This is a genomic window from Citrobacter sp. CK202 (assembly GCF_030333225.1).
Lineage (GTDB): Bacteria > Pseudomonadota > Gammaproteobacteria > Enterobacterales > Enterobacteriaceae > Citrobacter_B > Citrobacter_B koseri.
In genome coordinates this window covers 152,382-170,356 of record NZ_JAOWGI010000020.1, presented here as the reverse complement: position 1 = coordinate 170,356, position 17,975 = coordinate 152,382, and the positions used below count along the sequence as shown (strand labels likewise).

At 50.5% G+C, this 17,975-nt stretch carries 11 protein-coding genes and 4 pseudogenes; 11 read left to right on the top strand and 4 right to left on the bottom strand.

The window, feature by feature from the left end; translation table 11 throughout:
* Nucleotides 1-716: 716 nt before the first annotated feature.
* Nucleotides 717-1,841 (top strand): annotated as a pseudogene (locus tag OGX84_RS04395) (Fic family protein); the annotation flags it as partial.
* 123 nt (nt 1,842-1,964) lie between these two features.
* A complete protein-coding gene (locus OGX84_RS04390; protein ID WP_024130747.1) occupies nt 1,965-3,164 on the top strand; it encodes a type II restriction endonuclease in 1,200 nt (399 codons plus the stop codon).
* Nucleotides 3,165-3,214: 50 nt separating this feature from the next.
* On the opposite strand, the gene OGX84_RS04385 is transcribed toward OGX84_RS04390, so the two are convergent.
* The 3 genes from OGX84_RS04385 to OGX84_RS04375 all read right to left on the bottom strand — a co-directional run bounded on the left by OGX84_RS04385 (nt 3,215) and on the right by OGX84_RS04375 (nt 9,543).
* Nucleotides 3,215-4,639, bottom strand: a complete 1,425-nt coding sequence (locus tag OGX84_RS04385) for a DNA cytosine methyltransferase (RefSeq protein WP_012134251.1) — start codon at nt 4,637-4,639, stop codon at nt 3,215-3,217.
* A gap of 292 nt (nt 4,640-4,931) precedes the next feature.
* On the bottom strand, nt 4,932-8,447 hold the full coding sequence (locus OGX84_RS04380; RefSeq protein WP_286457484.1) for an AAA domain-containing protein: 3,516 nt from the start codon (nt 8,445-8,447) through the stop codon (nt 4,932-4,934).
* Between the two features lie 316 nt (nt 8,448-8,763).
* Nucleotides 8,764-9,543 (bottom strand): HNH endonuclease, encoded by a 780-nt coding sequence (locus tag OGX84_RS04375; protein WP_112001244.1) that lies wholly within the window; start codon nt 9,541-9,543, stop codon nt 8,764-8,766.
* 238 nt (nt 9,544-9,781) lie between these two features.
* Between OGX84_RS04375 and OGX84_RS04370 the strand changes: the two genes are divergently transcribed.
* The 5 genes and pseudogenes from OGX84_RS04370 (at nt 9,782) to OGX84_RS04350 (ending at nt 13,916) form a co-directional block, all read left to right on the top strand.
* On the top strand, nt 9,782-10,594 hold the full coding sequence (locus OGX84_RS04370) for a hypothetical protein (protein WP_258525185.1): 813 nt from the start codon (nt 9,782-9,784) through the stop codon (nt 10,592-10,594).
* 138 nt (nt 10,595-10,732) lie between these two features.
* On the top strand, nt 10,733-10,927 hold the full coding sequence (locus OGX84_RS04365) for a helix-turn-helix transcriptional regulator (RefSeq protein WP_024130750.1): 195 nt from the start codon (nt 10,733-10,735) through the stop codon (nt 10,925-10,927).
* Nucleotides 10,884-11,489 (top strand): annotated as a pseudogene (locus OGX84_RS04360) (ParB family protein); the annotation flags it as partial. The gene OGX84_RS04365 and the pseudogene OGX84_RS04360, both read left to right, overlap by 44 nt.
* Nucleotides 11,490-11,540: 51 nt before the next feature.
* Nucleotides 11,541-12,947: pseudogene (locus OGX84_RS04355) on the top strand (conjugal transfer protein TraG N-terminal domain-containing protein); the annotation flags it as partial.
* Between the two features lie 96 nt (nt 12,948-13,043).
* Nucleotides 13,044-13,916: a phosphorothioated DNA-binding restriction endonuclease gene (locus tag OGX84_RS04350; RefSeq protein WP_112001248.1), complete on the top strand. Its 873-nt coding sequence runs from the start codon at nt 13,044-13,046 to the stop codon at nt 13,914-13,916.
* A gap of 38 nt (nt 13,917-13,954) precedes the next feature.
* Here OGX84_RS04350 and glgS read toward each other — a convergent pair whose 3' ends face one another.
* Nucleotides 13,955-14,161, bottom strand: coding sequence for a cell surface composition regulator GlgS (gene glgS / locus OGX84_RS04345; RefSeq protein ID WP_258525186.1), 207 nt, complete (start codon nt 14,159-14,161; stop codon nt 13,955-13,957).
* Nucleotides 14,162-14,488: 327 nt separating this feature from the next.
* Between glgS and OGX84_RS04340 the strand changes: the two genes are divergently transcribed.
* The 4 genes and pseudogenes from OGX84_RS04340 to mobH all read left to right on the top strand — a co-directional run bounded on the left by OGX84_RS04340 (nt 14,489) and on the right by mobH (nt 17,821).
* On the top strand, nt 14,489-14,779 hold the full coding sequence (locus OGX84_RS04340) for a hypothetical protein (RefSeq protein WP_112001682.1): 291 nt from the start codon (nt 14,489-14,491) through the stop codon (nt 14,777-14,779).
* 64 nt (nt 14,780-14,843) lie between these two features.
* Nucleotides 14,844-15,571 (top strand): annotated as a pseudogene (locus OGX84_RS04335) (ArdC family protein).
* A gap of 105 nt (nt 15,572-15,676) precedes the next feature.
* The gene (locus tag OGX84_RS04330; protein WP_286457462.1) at nt 15,677-16,048 is read left to right on the top strand and encodes a hypothetical protein; all 372 of its coding nucleotides are present in this window, start codon (nt 15,677-15,679) and stop codon (nt 16,046-16,048) included.
* A gap of 174 nt (nt 16,049-16,222) precedes the next feature.
* Nucleotides 16,223-17,821: a MobH family relaxase gene (gene mobH / locus OGX84_RS04325; protein ID WP_112001251.1), complete on the top strand. Its 1,599-nt coding sequence runs from the start codon at nt 16,223-16,225 to the stop codon at nt 17,819-17,821.
* Nucleotides 17,822-17,975 lie beyond the last annotated feature (154 nt).

Genomic DNA, 17,975 nt, shown 5'->3' with positions numbered 1-17,975 from the left:
GTGAAGTAAAGCATACCTGGTCCATCAATAAAGATTGATGGAATATAACTATCCGCCTCCTGATTCAGGGGGAGAAATAATGTGATGGCACTATGCAAGATTTAATTCATGAAGAAAATAGCTCCGTCAATATTCGCCATTGGCGTAAATCATAAAATCTGTAAATACGCGTGATTTAAATCACATACCATTTTTTTACTGACTCAATTTCAACAAGTTATTTTTTATCTTTTGAATTGCAGTTTCCCTCCAGACGCGGTAAAAGAGAGAAAGCAGTGAAAACTTAACTTTCCAGCCTCTTTTCCGCTCACATTGTCGATTTTGTATACCAGGCTATTGTGAGATTGCGATCACCCTCCGCGCTTAATTTTGTGACTAACATCACCAAAAGTGTAAAGTAAAGTTTACGATACGGATCGATTTCAGAGATTACGATTTGCTTCAGGGATGAGGTTCACATTTTTTGGCATGGATTTGGGGAGAGTAGATAAGCAGCAAAGTTCACGTAGTTTGAGAATAAAAAGAGACCGTCGAACACAACGTTGCCAGTGGTTTTGATGAAGAACATGACTCTCTGCTGACGAGGTAGGATTCGCTATCCAACAGACACGCAAACAATGTGGCCCATCATAAAAGTTTTGATAAAGGAACGATTGGACCAGACGAGACTATGCACATACAGATGTCGAAGATGATGAATGGAGGCAGGATTATCGACAGGCTGTTCTCGTGACTCAGCCATGCAACGGATCCATTATCGCAACGAAGCAGGCAATCAGGCTGGCTTTGTCCTTACACCTAACATCATGTCAGTCTGTGAACTGGTGGACAAGCACGCCACAAGGCTGGTGCTCAAAGAACTTACCACCAGACTCAGGGAGGCAGGTAAAGAGTTAACAGCACTAAGTATGGAAGAGCCAATCACTTCATCGCAACTGGAAGGCGCTAACACAACTACGCTTGTCGCGCGGGACATGCTAGAAAGTGGCAGAGCCCCCCGTACCGAAGATGAACACATGATCGCGGGTAATGCGCGGTTGATGGCCGAAATTCCGGAACTTATCCAGGAGCCATTAACACCAGATTTAATCCGCCGTTTCCATGCCATTGGCATGGGTGGAATTAATGACGAAAAATACAGTCCTGGAGAATTCCGCGATACCGATGATGTAGTGATTGCAGATTATGACGGTAACATTGTTCATCAACAGCCAGCGGCCACCGACCTGCAGGCACGTCTGCAAATGGTGTGTGACTTCGTAAACGACACAGAATCCTACGTTCACCCCTTGGCAAAAGCCTGTGTTCTTCACTTCATGCTCGTTCACGAGCACCCTTTCAGAGACGGTAACGGGCGTACAAGCCGTGGGCTTTTTTACTGGTACATGCTCAAATCAGAGTACGACGTATTTAAATATGTCTCTATCAGCCAGCTACTGCATGCCGCCCCGGCCAAATATGCCCACAGTTACCAGTACACTGAAACCGATGGTATGGATCTGACGCACTATCTTGAATATCAGGCCAGTATTATCCATCGTGCTATGACAAGGCTCTTACAGCATGTAGACGATCTGGTTGCCCGCGCTGCCCGAATTGATCATTTTTTGTATAAATCAGGGAGCTTATCGCGGCTGAGCGGACGGCAAGTCACACTACTTAATATTATTCTGGCTGAGCCTGGTAAGAAATATTCCGCAGCAGGCGTAGCGGAGGCGCTGGGCGTATCGGATAACACTGCGCGTAATTATTTGCGTACCCTAGCACGTGCAAGTCTCTTAACAGAGATGTCAGAAAACGACCAGAAAACGGTTTATAAGGTATCTCGGGAACTGAGCTGAATCTGGGAGAACAAGGAAAATAACGACATCACATAAAACGGCATCGTGAGTATTCACAAAGGCAGAGCTGTGGCAGGATAACTCTCTATAAATCAGCGATATTTTTACAGCGAGGAAGTGATGATGTCGGGGCTACATTCATGGCTGTTAGATAAGTCAACCAGTGACACCTATATGTTCATCAAGCGCTTGTCAGCCAACGATACCGGCGCGACGGGCGGACATCAGGTTGGCATTTACATACCTTCTGGCATTGTTGAACATCTTTTCCCTTCAATTAATCATACAAGGGATCTTAACCCGTCCGTGATGCTGAATGCGCATACCTCCTCACACAACTGCCCGGACAGCGAGGCCAGGGCCATTTATTACAATGGTCGTTTCTTTGGTAAGACCCGAAATGAAAAGCGTATCACCCGATGGGGGGGAGGAAAGAATCCTCTGCAAGACCCGGAGAATACGGGGGCGCTGGCGTTATTGGCGTTTGATCACCATCAGGGATCTGATAGCCAATTTGTTGATATTTGGGTGTGTCATAACGCAGAAGAAGAAGATATCGTTGAGTCATCGCTCGGAGAAATTGTTCCTGGATCGTTGGTCTATGGTCCCGCAAATGAGATTCTGGGTGGTCTGGCTTTAAAAGAACCAGTTTCCAGTGGGTATCGTCTTCCGGAAGAGTGGAGAACAAATTTCCCTTCAGGTAAGGAGATTATCCAGTATGCAGCAGCTCACTATTCCCCAAATGTCATAGGCCCGGATAAGCAACTGATTGAACGTCGTCGTGTTGAGTACGAAATTTTCCTACTGGTGGAGGAAATGCATGTACTGGGTATAGTTCAGTCTGGGTTTGGTTCCGTAAATGAATTTATTGCACTGGCGAATTCCGTGAGCAACAGACGAAAATCACGAGCCGGAAAATCACTTGAGCTGCATCTTGAACAGCTTTTTAATGAGCATGGACTGAAAACTTTTGAGACTCAGGCCGTTACAGAAGGAAATAAGAAGCCAGATTTTTTATTCCCCTCTGCGCAAGCTTATCACGATGAAGCTTTTCCAGAGCAGAAGCTGCGTATGCTAGCGGTAAAAACGACCTGTAAAGATCGCTGGCGGCAGATATTAAATGAGGCAGACAGGATTCAGGATATTTATCTCTTTACCCTTCAGGAAGGTGTTTCTGTTGCTCAATTTCAGGAGATGCAGCAGGAAAGGGTCAGGTTGGTTGTACCCAGTAGCCTTCATGATAAGTACCCGAAAGCTATCCGGGAATATCTTATTTCGTTAGAAACATTTATCGATGAAACTAAATCATTGTATGTCGATTAAATAATTTGATTCTGTTTCCCCCCGGATAAATTCCGGGGGATCTGTTTATATTATTTTTTGGTCGCCTTGCTTGCAGCGGCTTTCATAATATAAGGCTGAAGCAGTTTTGCCACGGCTTCAAAAACGGGAACGACCACTGAGTTCCCAAACTGTCGATAGGCCTGAGTATCGGAAACGGGGATTCGGAATGGCTTGCCTCCGGGTTGCTCAAATCCCATTAATCTTGCGCATTCATGGGGCGTCAGTCTTCTTGGCCTTTGTTCCTGATTCTCTGGATTAGAGAAATCGATTTCGCCGAGTTCTTTATCCCATCCTCTGTCGATGAGAATTTCAGATCCATCTTTATGGTAACGAGCGGATAATGTTCTCGCGACGCTATTTTCATTATTCGGATCAACCAGACCAAAACCGAACCCATTACCTTTGGCGGCATGCTTTTTAGCATAGTTATAGAGATATTCCCATAACTTAGGGCTCAGGATATATTTACTGTCAACCGCAGGGTCCAGAAGCTGACCAAATGTTGGTCTTTTCTCAGGGTAGAATTTATGAATATTCTTTAAAGTGAATCCCTGATGGATATTAAGGTCACGGCGGAATCCGACCAGAACAATACGCTCACGATGTTGTGGCAGGAAATTTTTACCATCAATAATTTTAGGATCATCTTTCCCTGTGATATTGGCATCAGCGACTTCATAGCCTAATTCATCAAGGGTATCCATAATGACTTTAAACGTTTTGCCTTTGTCATGGCTCTTAAGGTTTTTCACGTTTTCCAGCACAAAAATGGTTGGTTGCTTAGCCTTGATTATGCGGGCAACATCGAAAAAAAGAGTGCCCTGCGCTTCACATTCGAATCCATGTGCGCGTCCGAGAGAGTTTTTCTTACTTACACCCGCCAGACTGAATGGCTGGCAGGGAAAACCGGCCAGCAGGACGTCATGATCCGGGATGTGTTGATCGATATGGGCGTAGGCTTTCTCTTCTGAGATGCCTTCTTCTCCGCTTAGCGTGACTTCGCGGATATCCAGATTGAATGTGTGTGCGTCTTCATCGTTGTACCAGTTTGCTTTGTAGGTACGTACCGCTTCTTTATTCCATTCGCTGGTAAAAACGCATTGCCCGCCGATGGCCTCGAATCCTTTACGGATACCACCAATACCAGCAAACAGGTCAATAAAGCGGAAGTCATAGTCAGGATGATGAGCAGGTTGCTCCGGCAGCATTTTCCGTAACAGCGCTTCTTCAGCCATGGTGAGCGATTTTGGCTCACACTTGCCATTTACCCAGCGGTTAAGCGTTTCGCGGCTCCACTCATTTTTACCTATTTTTCTTAGCAGTTCTGCGACATACTTCTGGTCGTAAATTTCAAGTACCCGATCAATCAGCTTCCTGTCGCGCTCTTGTTGTTGTTTTTCTTCAGCTTCTGCTTTTTCGAGCAGTTCCTGCGCAAATAAATCGAATTCAGACATAACGCCTCCTCGGGGTTTATGGGTGAAAATATATCACTCATTTGACCCAGATGAAACGATTTATTCTGGATATTTGATCAGTATATGGATTCAACGGAGCGTACAAATTATGAGAGCTAGCCAATAGTGTTGCCAATTGTTGTGGGGGGCGTACATACAAGCTGCGCAGTGAATCTTACAGTATCGGCATACATAATTCTTCGCTAAATCATATGGTTCCTGTATCACAACCGGTAATTTAGCCATCTTATCCTAAAGAAATAGCGATAAGATGGCTTATATAATCGCCGCTCTAAACCTGACGCCTCTCAAGGCTATTATAAATTGCCTCAATCTCGCCCTTCAGGTTATCACCGCAATAAACCATCGATGTATCGTATCGTTCATATCGCGCTTCACGTGTCGCACTAAACCAGTTGAATGATCCCACGCACAGCAAACCATCATCACTAATAACAATTTTACTATGAACACGATTGACCAGTTTTGTCGCAATACCAAGGGCGTTCAGTTTCTCCAGCGCCGCTTTGAGGTTCTGCTGCTTCTCTTTTCGCTTCTCAAAATCATTATGTTCAGTGTTGTAGCTTCTGTCAGTGACAATCGTGACGTTAATACCACGTGAACACGCCGCAATCATAGAATCAAGAAAACCGGTTTGCTCCAGTTTTTGCCAGGTCAGCCATGGAGAAACTATCGTGATGTGTTTACCGGTATTTTCAAACGTCTGATTCAGGAAATTATCATGCTGCTCCACACCATGGAGTGTGTAGATTTTGGTCTCGGAAGTTTTTAAATCCTTACGCTCTTTATAATCAAAAGTGAGCGCATTCTTCTCTGACTCAAAGAGATATTTTGCCAGTAATTCCCGCGGAGATGAAGCTGGCTGAATCTCAAACAGGTCCATATCGCCGAAGACCAGGAAACTGTCCTTCGCACGGGAGACAGCAACGTTCAGCATGCTGTTATCGCTATCAATAAACCCGCCGTCTTCATGCTTTGAATAGACTGGCGAGAATATCACAATCGCTCTTTCCGCTCCTTGAAGAGAGTGCACGGTGCCCACTGTGAGCGACTTTTCATTCGCGCCTGTACTGATACCTTGTTTATCCAGCGCCTGTTTGATGGTGGATACCTGCGCGCTAAAAGGCGTCACGATACCGACAATTTCATGAAGCGCTTTGCCGTAATGCGTTTCAATATCTTGCTGGTTCTCTGTAAGCCAGGCAGCTATCGTTTCAGCCTCAGGCAAATTATATCGACTTCCGCTACTTGCCAACTCTCCTTTACCATCAATATGGAGATAACCCATTGCGGGCATTAAATTGCTCTCTTCAAGCCCTCTTTTAGGCAACAACTTACCGTGATAGCAGAGCGTATTACAGTATCCAATAATATTATCGAAACACCGGCGGTGTTCATATAAGTACATCCCGCGAGCCAGTTCGGGATCATATTGATAGCGCGAAGCACACTGCGCTATTTTCATAACGCTGCCAGATGCGGCACTTTTGCCAAGCTCTGCGATTGCCGTATATTTCTCAGTAATCTCTTCTTGCGTACTCCCAGAAAGAATTTTTTCCGCCAGCATGTTACCTATATCAATAGCGGGAGCAATACTCCATATTGGCGGGATCTGTTCCGTATCACCAATCACTAATGCCTTTTTGGCTAAGGCAAACGAGGCAGCGGCCACTTCAGGAAGCACCTGCCCGGCTTCATCGACAATGAGTAAATCAGCGAAGTCATATAAATAGCTTTTCTCGAATTTACGTTGTCCTTTGTGTTCACTTATCTGCATATTGCCGGGCAGCATATAGCAGGTCATGACCACACATGGGGTAAGTTTCATTCGGCGTTGCCATCGGGCGGCTACCCCTTTAGCACCTTTCTTGCCCTTTTCTTTCTGCAGGTCATCAATGCTGGCCATATCCATCAGCCAACGGCCTTCCCAGTAGTGAGTCGTCAGTAAGAATGCAGGGAAGCGAATCTGCGTATCAGCCAGTTCATCGACCTGTGAGAAGCTCAGTTCCTCGTCGCCCTCATGCCCTAAATCAAGTGCCAGCCTCTGCCATTCCTGAGCTACCTGCTGTTCTTTAAGAACAATTTCATGGGTGGAGTCAATCTGCTGCCGGTAGGTTGTTTGCTCGCGCTCAGCGGAGTTGAGCAGTCCATCTATATTACGTTCGATGGTTTCAGGATCAGACCACTGATTTCCCGCAATCAGCGCACCTAATTTATCTTCGAGAAACAGTTGTATTTGGTACTGCCGCTTACTGCGAACCGCTGGTAGCCATGAAAATAATGAATAGATCAGTGATTCACTGGCCCGATATTTTTTCCATTCCGCTTTAGCACTCTTCAGTAGAGTGACTTTTTGTTCTTGCCCGGAAAGTAATTTATTTAAATTATCGAGATATTGCTCAATGTCGTTAGCAATAAGCTCTCGCGCCGCCCGAACCAGGCTTAACGTTTGCCATGTTGCGTTCAGCCTTACCAGTTGTTCGGATTTTGCTGCCAACTGACCATGCAGGAGTTCAATTACCTTTTCAGGGGATGAACAATCTTTTTCAGGGAAGGCTGCTTTAGCTTTCTCGAGATAAAACAGCAGTGCATCCTCTACATACTCTTTTGACTCAACCTGGTTGAAGAAATCTTCAGTTTGATATTTTTTGGCTGCCTCGGCTTTACGAGTGCTTGAGGGAAAATAAGCGCCGAAGCTTTTCAGCTCTGGCAACCATCGTCCGGCCATTGCACCAGTGCCCTGGGAAAAATCTTTCCCGAACGCCTCGATAATGTTCGTTACAGCCTGGTTATTCGTTGAAGTCGCGATAATAACCGGAGGTTCCGCTTTTTCGAGAGCCGCTCGGGCCCACTGCGTGGCGATGATAGAAAGCACCAACGTGGTTTTTCCGGTTCCCGGTGGACCATTGACGGCAAGGATATCGCCATGTCTTGCATCAAGAAAATGGCTTAAGGCATCGCGCTGAGCCTTTGCCAGCGGAAACTTATCCCCGGAGTGTCCAAGTCTGTCGCTGAATTTTGCTTCCGGAGGAAGTAATGACTCTGCAGCATGAACCTCTCGCGAGGCGAAGCGATTGAAGAGCGGCACATCCTTTTTGCAAATAAGCAGGTGATCATAAAGCGAAAGGATATGGAAACTGGCGCCGCCAGATTGCGCCGTTTTAACAATATAACCGTGCTCAGCGAGTTCATATTGCTCGGGATTTTTAATCCAGTCGCCGACAACGTTCTTCAGTAGCCTCTCTGAATCATCCAGATATTGACGCCAATCCTGCTGCCAGGCTGCATATCGTGCTTCTCGTTCTTCATCTGTTTCGGCAGTCTTATCAACGCTGTAATCAACGTTGATAGAGAATGACGTATGTGTCGTTTTGTATTTGTCATACTGCTCAATCTCACCAATCGAAAATGCCCCTTTTGGCAAAGGTTCAAGCAGGTCTCTGGGAATGGAAGTCGCTGGAGTCGGATATAAAAAACCTTCACGGCTCAACAGGGCTGACGTCACAATCGGGGTAACAATATCAGGCGCACCAGCGGAACGGTCCTTACCATGCTGCAGTAACCGGAAATAAACCTTTGGCCGCAAGATGATATCGACTGTTTCGACGTCGTCTTTTTCTCCCTCAAAAAATTTACCGACGATCGCTTCGTCAAGACGTCCCGCCGCTATCTCATGCCAGTGAGTGAAATTTTTGGCGTCTTTGCGTTCAAAACTGCCCTTTCCTGACTCAGCATCTGCAAGCGAGTTGCGCCAGTATGAGGCAAACCCTAAAGCATTTTCATCCATTACCAGTCCTATGACTCAATGAAATCCATTGATTTATCGAATATAAAATCACCGTATGGATAACTATTGTCCACGTTGAAAGGCTGGCTGCAATGTTTTGTTCACGCTTCGATACAAATACTCGGGTTATACGGAGTTCAGGAGGCAACCATATCCTGCTGCATGGCACATAAAAGCTTTATAACCGAAGCAGCAGAGGATTACCGGTTGCACAGCATGCTCCAGAAGCCCGTGAGCCCTACTGGACAGCGTTCAATGCAATATTGGAACCTGTAAGTTCAGAAAATAGCGCTGTCGAAGATAGTTTATAGCTTAACTATCTCAATAAATTCTCCCGATGCCACTCCAGATAACAATACGATTCAACAGAAAACGCCTTTATTTTCTCCGGCAACAAACACTGCTCTTTAACGCTAATATCCAGCTCATTACTAATTAATAAGCGCCCATCGTTCTCAAACGAAATCCATCCCTGATCGAAAAGAATATCAATATGTGCGGCCAGTATAATTCCATTAAACGGATCAAGGCGTTCATTCCCATTCTCGCAGGCAGCCCACGGTTTTATATGGCTGGCACGCAGTAACGGCGCAAAAGTCGTTCCCGTAACAGGGCATGCCGGATACAACATGAGACAATTTTTCCGAAAGGTACCCTGCCCCAGCCGTGCCGCAATCAGCTGCTCGCGTACGGTATCTTCAATACTTTTATCCTGCTGAATAATAAGACAGTCACGTTGCGCCTGTTCATCTCCATCAAAAGATATTAACGAAAGAACGCGCTGCTCAATCACACTGTCTGAAAGCACACTCAATCGCCGGTGCACACGCTGCGCTGAATGAGAAAGTGCAGCAGGAGCGCCCTGCTCGTCAAGCCAGCCGACACGCGCATCAGTAAGCCAGGAATCAAAACGGTCACGACTATTTTTCAGACTATTGTGAAACTCGCTGGCGGTTTTGCCCGCGCCAAAACGAGGATAAAACAAGGCAAAAGCCTCTTTCCATTTCTGAACACCAAGTCCCACAGGTGGTTGAGATTTACCGTACTTCGACAAATACCACGCCACTTCAAGCAAATCGTCTTCCGAGCTATTCAATGTTACATCCTGTTTTTCCAGCGTAAATCATCACCGGATTATGTCTGAAAAGATCGTTAACTAAACTGATCAGGTTAGTTGTTTTAGCAAAAACATCTCACACCAGTTTTCACCATCAACAAGCACTACACACAACCAACAACACAAAAAGGAACGCCCCATGCCCCCACACAAAATCCGCTAGGAGTGGCTGACGCTGGACGAGGCCGCAGAAGTCATCCGGCAGCACAATATCACTTTGCTGCCCGCCGACCTGATCCGCCATGCCCTGCACGGCGATCTGCCACTCTCGGTCTACTTCCCCTCGCCCGTACTTCTGAGACCACTCAATCCTCCTTGCCGCTTTGCCTGCCGATTCAGCAAACCTCCCTTTCCGCCTTCTCAGTGCAACAAACCCGGCAACCGCAAAGTGATGGCGAACTCTCCGCCGTGCAGACGCGGCCCGACTCTGCAACTGACCACCAGCCATCTGTGGAATTTGCCGTTAATTGGCCTTGAGCGCCTGCTGCTCCACCAGCAACTGGCGAAAACGTTGAATCGTCCTTGCCCCAAAGATACCCACTGCTGCAACCAGATTGGCATTGTGGTCTGCGATGAGAACAACAGCTACTACCAACTCTGTTGCCGCAAATCGTTGCGGGAGCTTTTACTGGAACTACTCGCCACGCAAAACAACCTCCAGGAAGAGCTGCATCTGCTGATTGGCCAGCTGTATGGTAATGGTCGCAATGACCTGAAATCCCGGCTTAGTCTGTCCGTCTGCTACCTGCAGGACACGCTGCCTCCTGACGCTCTGTTCGTCATCCGCCGCACTCATCTCGAGGCCTTCCTGACCCGTCATCAGCCGGAATCAAAGGAGCGGATCACCTCCGCGCTTTCCCGTTTGCTGTGGCTGGCCTGCAAGCACAACCCGCAGCTGGACGATGAAATGCTGGGGCATCCCTACAAACTGCTGAACATTTTCGAATGCTGGGCGCGTGAGGAAGGTATGCACCTGCCGCTGAGCCCCGAGACGTTGAAAACCGCACTCCAGCGCGGCGCACCGTCGTAACGCGATCAACTAACCATTTCAACTAACAACTCTCACTAACCCAGATAAGGATTTTTACTGCCTGGCAGGGACGCTGCTGCTTTGATAACCACGCCCATCGTGCTGATGTGAACGAATCTGGACACAGGAGGAATGGTTATGAATAGCGACAGATTTTTACGCTTACGCCAGGTGGAAGACAAAATCGGCTTCGGTAAATCGTGGATTTATCGGCAAATTCAGCTGCAACAGTTTCCGCCATTCATCCGACTCAACAGCCGCCACGTCGCCTGGCTGGAAAGCGAGGTGGATGCCTGGATCCACCAGCGCATCCGCCTCACCCGCGATGTCTGAATGCCGGAGGAAAATTATGTGCGCTTCACACCTGCTCAACCGCTGGCTTCACGGTGCCAGCACTACCGGAGAACAGGAAATAGTCCAGGTCAGTCTGGAACAAATCCAGCCGTTCTCCCTCAATCCTCGCGTCACCCGCAACCCCGGCTATGACGTACTGAAAGCGTCAATTCTTGCCCGTGAGCTGGATAACCCACCGGTGTTGACCCGTCGCCCCGGTGATGAAAAATATATGCTCGCCAGCGGCGGGAATACGCGCCTCGCCATCCTCAATGAACTGTGGCAGGAGACGAAGGATGAGCGTTACCACCGCGTCTGCTGGCCGTTCAGACCGTGGCCGGAAACGCTGTCACCGCAGCAAGGCGAAGTCCAGTGCCTGATCGGCCATCTGGCCGAAAGCGACCTGCATAACGGATTGATGTTTATCGAACGCGCGGAAAGGATCCTGCACCTGCGCGATCTTTACCAAGAGGCAGGCATTGAATGCTCGACGCAGCTGGCGCTGGCAGAGCAACTCACCCGCGACGGCAATCCCGTCAGCCAGTCGCAAATCAGCCGGATGCTACAGACCGTAGACTGGCTGCTGCCCTGCATCCCCAAAGCGCTGTACGGTGCCCTGCCCCTGCTGGCAAAACTGGTTGCCCTGTGGCTAAAAGCGCGCGGCCAGGGGGCGGATGAAGGCAACGTCGCCCGCCTGCTGGTCGTCTGGGTGGAGCACTCGCTCTACAGCGCCCTGCTGGTGATCTTCTTTGCGGGCGTGCCGTTTCTGAATGTCGATATCAATACCCTCACCTACGACAGCCAGCGCACAAAGCAGTGCGGCTGGTCGGTGGTACAGCCCGGCGATTCCGGCTACGCGCCACTGATCAATGAACTCAGCGGCCAGAGCGCTTCCGTGCCGGTGTGGTGGTACTTCACTCATGCGCTGGGCAAAGGTATCACCAGTGCCGCCGTCGCGGTACTGCCCTGCAAGCCGGACTTGCGCCAGTTGCGCTTTGAGGTGCAGCACACCCGGATTACCGATCCGGCGCTGGCGCAGGAATTACAGGATTTCGTTAACGACTGCTACGGGCCATCACGCGCACAGCTGAAACGGCTGGGCAGCGATATTAGCGAGGAACAGAGCCGGGAGGTGGACTGGGTGGGATCGTCTTTTTACCTCTCCACGCCGGGCTATTACGACCACGATCATTCCCGTTCGCCCCGCGCCGCCTGGCCTTATGACGCCAGCCGCGACGACGGCCTGAGCGATACGGGTGGCGGAGGCTATCCTGCGTGTAAGGAGTGGTGGTCCGATGGCGATGCGGGGCTGAAAAACCGCCTGCTGAAGCAGGTCGATACCACTCTCTGGCAGCAACTACAAAAACTGGGGCAGTCTAAAGAGGAGTATGAGGAAGCGGTACTGCGCTCGCTGGTGAGTCCGCGCAATATGCAGGTATCGCAGGGCGGGCTGGTGTACAACGGATTTGGTGGGAGTACGGGGGATAATTTAAGCCAGACGCAGTTGCTCAGCCGCGTCGGCGGGATCATCGGCGCGGGGCTTTCGAGCTACGCCCTATTTCCGGCGTTTGATAACGTCCGCCAGGCGCTGCCGATGGTGCAGGCGTTCCTCGAAATGGCGCTGGTGATCTGTATTCCGGTGATCCTGCTGTTCTCGGCATGGGATCTTAAAACGGTCATCACGTTGAGCTTTGTGCAGTTCGCCCTGTTCTTTCTCACCTTCTGGTGGGAACTGGCCCGCTGGCTGGATAACTGGTTGATGCAAATGATGTATGACAGCGACACCCACTCATATTTCAACCTCTGGGGCCTGCAAAACACCTCCGATGATCTGATTGTGAATATCATTATGGGCGTGATGTTCCTGGTGTTACCCACATTCTGGCTGGGCTCGCTGACGTGGGCGGGCGTCAGGATCGGCGCAGCAGTCGCTGGGGTGATGGGCAACGCGGTCGGTGATATCCGCAGCGCTGGCGAACAGGTCGGGAAAATGATCGTCAGTAAAACACGCATTCCCTGAGCCTTTCATGCTGACGGTGTGATGAACGGGGCTTGAGTCACCGGCATTTTGCGAGCATGATCGCAATAACATCAGCCTGTTACCCGGTTCATTCTTATGATTTCTCCAGAAATGCTGCAATCCGCCATCGCTAACGTCTCTGTCTGGCGTCAGGGTGACGTATGCGCGCCGCATAAACCGCTACTGCTGTTGTATGTACTGTCGCAGTACAAAGCAGGCCATCCACGCCTGTTTAACTACGGCCTGGAGATCCACGAACCGCTTACTCGCCTGCTGAAAGAGTTTGGTCCCAAGCGACGCACCGACTATCCCAATATGCCGTTCTGGCGGCTGCGAACAGACGGCTTCTGGGAGATCGCTCACGCAGAAGGTTGCAAACCGCGCAGGGGCAATACTCAGCCGACAAAGAAAGAACTGATTGATAACCAGGTGGCGGGCGGCTTCAATGAGGCGGCTTATCAACAATTGCTGGCACACCCTGAGATGATCGACCAGTTGGCCCAGAAGATCCTCACCGATCGCTTCCCGGAAAGTATCCAGCGGATCCTTGCCAACCAACTGGGATTCGATTTTATCGATCGCTCCAGGAACCGCGATCCGCGTTTCAGGGATATCGTTCTTCGCGCTTACCACTCACGTTGTGCGTTCTGTGGTTACGATCTCAGACTCGATGGCGCGCTGGTTGGTATTGAAGCGGCGCATATTCACTGGAAAGCGTATGGTGGTCCGTGCGTGGTAAACAATGGCCTGGCGCTCTGTACATTACACCATGACGCGTTTGATATGGGGGCGTTCGGGCTGGATGAGAGTATGACCATCCGTATCTCCGGCGGCGTCAGTCGTAGTCCGGTGGTAGACCATCTGTTCTGGCACCGGGACGGCCAGCAGTTATTCCTCCCTTATGATAAAACGCAGTGGCCTGCTGAACAGTATGTTGGCTGGCACCGAAAACAGATTTTCAAAGCCTGAAAATACGCAACGGGCCGTTAAGCCCGTTGTTCGTTACATCACCGCAGCTCTATCACTCTCGCCCGCTCAGCCTGCTTTCGGTAGTGGTCGTATCGCTCCCGGAACCATACTTGCTGTTCATCACTCATATTGCCGGTCACGGCATCGATATCAACTGGCTGGCCCAAGGCGTGCATACGGGCAAAACTGCGCGCCAGAAAATCAAAATTCTTCAATGCGTTTATATCTTGTCGGTTCATTAGCATACCCCTCCAGTCATTGTGTTTACTGTTCAAGGTCATATGCTTTTCTGATTTCAGTATCCGCCTGAAAAAGATCATTTTTTGAGCGATGCGTGCGCATCAATCTGCCTGCGTTCACATTTCAGGAACGACAAAACTCTTCAGCCCCGGTAATGATTTTCCCCTCCCTTTTATCATCCGCGCAGAAAACACTACCGCCAGCCATGCAGTAAGTTCGCCATGTATCCGGAAGGCGCGAACGGCGCAGATGCGCAGGATACCCGTACCATTCCATCCCGCAGGGAAACGCCCTGCGAAGGGTGTTCCCTGTTCATTTACAGGAGAAACACCATGTCGCTTTTCGATAAAAAACCGTCGTTAATGCCGGTGGTTATCGCCCCTGATGTCTGGCAATCCGCTGTGGAATTTCCCGCCGACCCGCAGCAGGTGGAAGAACGGCTGGGCAATCTGTTGCTCGCCGTACTGCTGACCCTGCGCACCGCCGGGGCATCCCGCAAGAAAGTCACCTTTACGATCTACTGCCAGCCGCCGCAGGGCGATATGAAAGTCCCTGTCGCATTACCGCTGTCGCTCAACTATCACGGCCACTATATGCAGGTCTCGATGGCTGAACAGGCATAACCTCTCCCCGCCGGAGTCGCTTCCGGACGGAGGCAGCTCCGGCTTCTTCCATGAGGATCGCACAATGGACAGAAGCAACGATATCTACCAGAAAGTCACCGACCAGATTATTGCTGAGCTGGAAAACGGCAATGTGCCGTGGATCCGCCCGTGGCGCGATGGCGAGCCGCCGTTCCCGATCAATGCGTTATCCGGTCGTCCGTATCACGGCATCAACGTGCCGCTGCTGTGGAACAGCGCCGACAAGCAGAGCTTCGCCAGCGACCGCTGGCTGACGTTCCATCAGGTCAGCGCGCTCGGCGGGCAGGTGCGCCGGGGGGAGAAATCCTCTCTGGCGGTGTTGTATCTGCCGCGCACGCAGGAAGAGACCGACGCACTCGGCCAGCCGTTGCTGGATAAAGACGGCGAGCCGAAGGTGCGGCATTTTGGGATCATTCGTGAATTTCGGCTGTTTAACCTGTCGCAGTGCGACGGCCTGCCGCAGTCGCTGTCCGAGCCGTTTACCCGACCCGCAGAGCCTGTGGAGATGGCCGAAGCCATTGCGCTGAGCAGCGGCGTGACGCTGCGCCATCGCCGCCAGTCGAAAGCGTATTACAAACCCGCGACCGATCTGGTGATGATGCCGCCGAAGAACTGGTGGCAGAGATGGGCAGCGCCTTCCTGTGCGCCCACTGTGGCATTCAGGGCAGGCTCCAGCATGCCAGCTATATCGGCTCCTGGCTGAACATCCTACGCCAGGACAAGCGGGCGGTGATCCGCGCCAGCGGTATGGCGCGCCACTCCAGTGAATAGCTGCTCAACGCTGTACCACAACCCTGTCAGCTTAGCGCCTGACAGCCCACCCGCACGGGGAGCCTTCCCCGCCGGGAAGTTGCTCCCCTTTTTCTGGAGTGATATATGGGACTCGACATCTTCTTTTTCGAACGGGCAAAAAACACCCCCGACGACGGGCAGTACGCCAGAGTAGGGTATTTTCGTAAAGTGAACCCGCTGCTTAACTGGATCGACAAACATGTCGGGCTGGTGCGTAACCAGGTGCTGTTAGAAATCACAAAAGCACATTTGCAGGCGTTTCTGAGCGACCTGCAGAGCCTGACGCCGGATAACTGCGGCGCGGTTTATCCGACGATTGATGGCTTTTTCTATGGTTATACCGATTATGGAGAACACTACTGGCGGGATGTCCGCGCTGTCACTCACTGGGTGAAGGATACGCTGGAGACGTTTGATTTTGAGCGAGACAGGCTACTGTTTTATGCCTGGTGGTAGTTTTAAAGTGGCCGACAATACGTCGGTCACTTTTCACACGTCGACCAGAAATACAGCGCAAGATATGCACATGAGAGCATACAGTTTTTACTAATAAAAATGTAAAAGGGCCAAAGGGAGACACTGCTAAGGAAGGGCGACAAGGGCAAAGGGGCCTGCCCGAAAAGGATAAATATGCTGAAGTGGCTACAAAGACCATCCCAGAGCCAACAACCTGCGCCAGATGCTGCGCTGCCGGAAGGCTGGTTTGCGCCACAATCCGCAGAGCGATTGTTGGCGACACCGTTACGCCAGTCCTGTTTGCACCAGTTACGACAACTGACCCCACTGCCGGATACCCTGTTTGATAGCTGGATCCTCACGGCGATTCATCGCTTCGCCGCACTGGTACAGCTGCTACCCGCCTCACAAAGTCATCACCATTCCACTCCCGGCGGGTTGCTGGATCATTCGCTGGAAGTTGCCTGCAACGCCATCCGGCTGCGCCAGGGTTATCTGCTGCCACCGGAAGCGGGTGCGGAAGAACAGGCCCGGCAGGCCAGCGCATGGACGGTCGCGGTGGTCTGCGCGGCATTACTGCACGATACGGGAAAAATCGCCGTGGATATGGAAATTCATCAACGTGATGGCACCCGCTGGCATCCGTGGCAGGGTAATCTGGTGCAGCCTTATCGCTGGCAGTACGAGAGCCACGGTCGTGACTATCATCTGCATCCGGCGGCTGGCGCAATGCTGATTAATCAGTTGATACCCTCGCCATTACTGGACTGGCTGGCCGGATACCCGGCGGCTTTTGCGTCCCTGATTTATCAGCTCACCGGACACTACGAACGGGCTGGCGCACTGACTGAACTGGTGCAGCAGGCCGATAAAGCCTCTGTCGCCCGATACCTCGGCGGCGATATCAAAACCGCGCTGGCGCAAAAGCCCTCTTCCTTCCCCCAGCAACTTCTTACAGCCTTGCGGTCGCTGGTACAGAACGAGTACCGGCTCAATAATCCCGAATGCGGATCAGATGGCTGGTTGACGGAGGATGCGCTGTGGCTTATCAGCAAAACCACCGCCGACCGGGTTCGCGCCTGGCTGCTCCAGCATGGCGTATCTAGCGTGCCGGAAAACAATAACCGCCTGTTTGACGAACTGCTGACGCATCAGCTTATCGTTGCCAATGAGGATAAAGCGATCTGGCGCTGCATTATCCGATCGGATAAGGGCTGGTCGCACGTTGAACCGCTGACGCTGCTGCGCCTGACACCGTCTGCAATATGGGAGCCAGGCGAACAACGTCCCGCCTGTTTTGTCGGTGATGTGACGCCGGTAAGCGAAGCTGAACCCGTCCCCGTCCCTGAACTTAGCGCCCCCACTCAACCGCTACCGGAGATAGCAGACGACCCGAGACTTGGTGACAATAATAATTTCCTGCAGTGGCTGAAGAACCACACCAGCCCTTCAGCCACGGTGAATACCCGGAACGGCAAGGTACATGTGGTGGAAAACCATCTTTTCTTGATTTCACCGGGGATCTTTAAGATATACGCATCAGAAACCACTGGAGACACCGGCGACGGCTGGAAGCTGGCACAGCGAATGTTTCAGGAGTCAGGGCTGGCCCTGCGCTGTAATGATGACAGTTTTATCTGGACCTGCGAGGTTCGCGCGCCACAAAAGAAAAGTAGTCATTTGAAAGGGTTTCTGATGGAAGATCTGGGGCTGGTGTTTGGGGAGAAAGTGCCGGCGAATACTCCGTGGCTGAAGTTGACAGTCTCAAAATAAAATAAATAACCAATTGAAAAATAAGTATATTTTAACATTCCCAAGACATTTTATATTAGATATTTATTTAAAATAGTTTGGTTACTTGTTTTATCGGGTTAGACTAAAGCAACTTGTTGATTTGACTCCTTTAAGTTACATTGCAGAGGATTTG

Excerpts from the sequence above, each read along its gene's own strand:
- OGX84_RS04390 (WP_024130747.1), top strand. The coding sequence starts at position 1,965 with ATGTCGGGGCTACATTCATGGCTGTTAGATAAGTCAACCAGTGACACC.
- OGX84_RS04385 (WP_012134251.1), bottom strand. The coding sequence starts at position 4,639 with ATGTCTGAATTCGATTTATTTGCGCAGGAACTGCTCGAAAAAGCAGAA.
- OGX84_RS04380 (WP_286457484.1), bottom strand. The coding sequence starts at position 8,447 with ATGGATGAAAATGCTTTAGGGTTTGCCTCATACTGGCGCAACTCGCTT.
- OGX84_RS04365 (WP_024130750.1), top strand. The coding sequence starts at position 10,733 with ATGAATAGCGACAGATTTTTACGCTTACGCCAGGTGGAAGACAAAATC.
- OGX84_RS04350 (WP_112001248.1), top strand. The coding sequence starts at position 13,044 with ATGATTTCTCCAGAAATGCTGCAATCCGCCATCGCTAACGTCTCTGTC.
- glgS (WP_258525186.1), bottom strand. The coding sequence starts at position 14,161 with ATGCTAATGAACCGACAAGATATAAACGCATTGAAGAATTTTGATTTT.
- OGX84_RS04340 (WP_112001682.1), top strand. The coding sequence starts at position 14,489 with ATGTCGCTTTTCGATAAAAAACCGTCGTTAATGCCGGTGGTTATCGCC.
- OGX84_RS04330 (WP_286457462.1), top strand. The coding sequence starts at position 15,677 with ATGGGACTCGACATCTTCTTTTTCGAACGGGCAAAAAACACCCCCGAC.
- mobH (WP_112001251.1), top strand. The coding sequence starts at position 16,223 with ATGCTGAAGTGGCTACAAAGACCATCCCAGAGCCAACAACCTGCGCCA.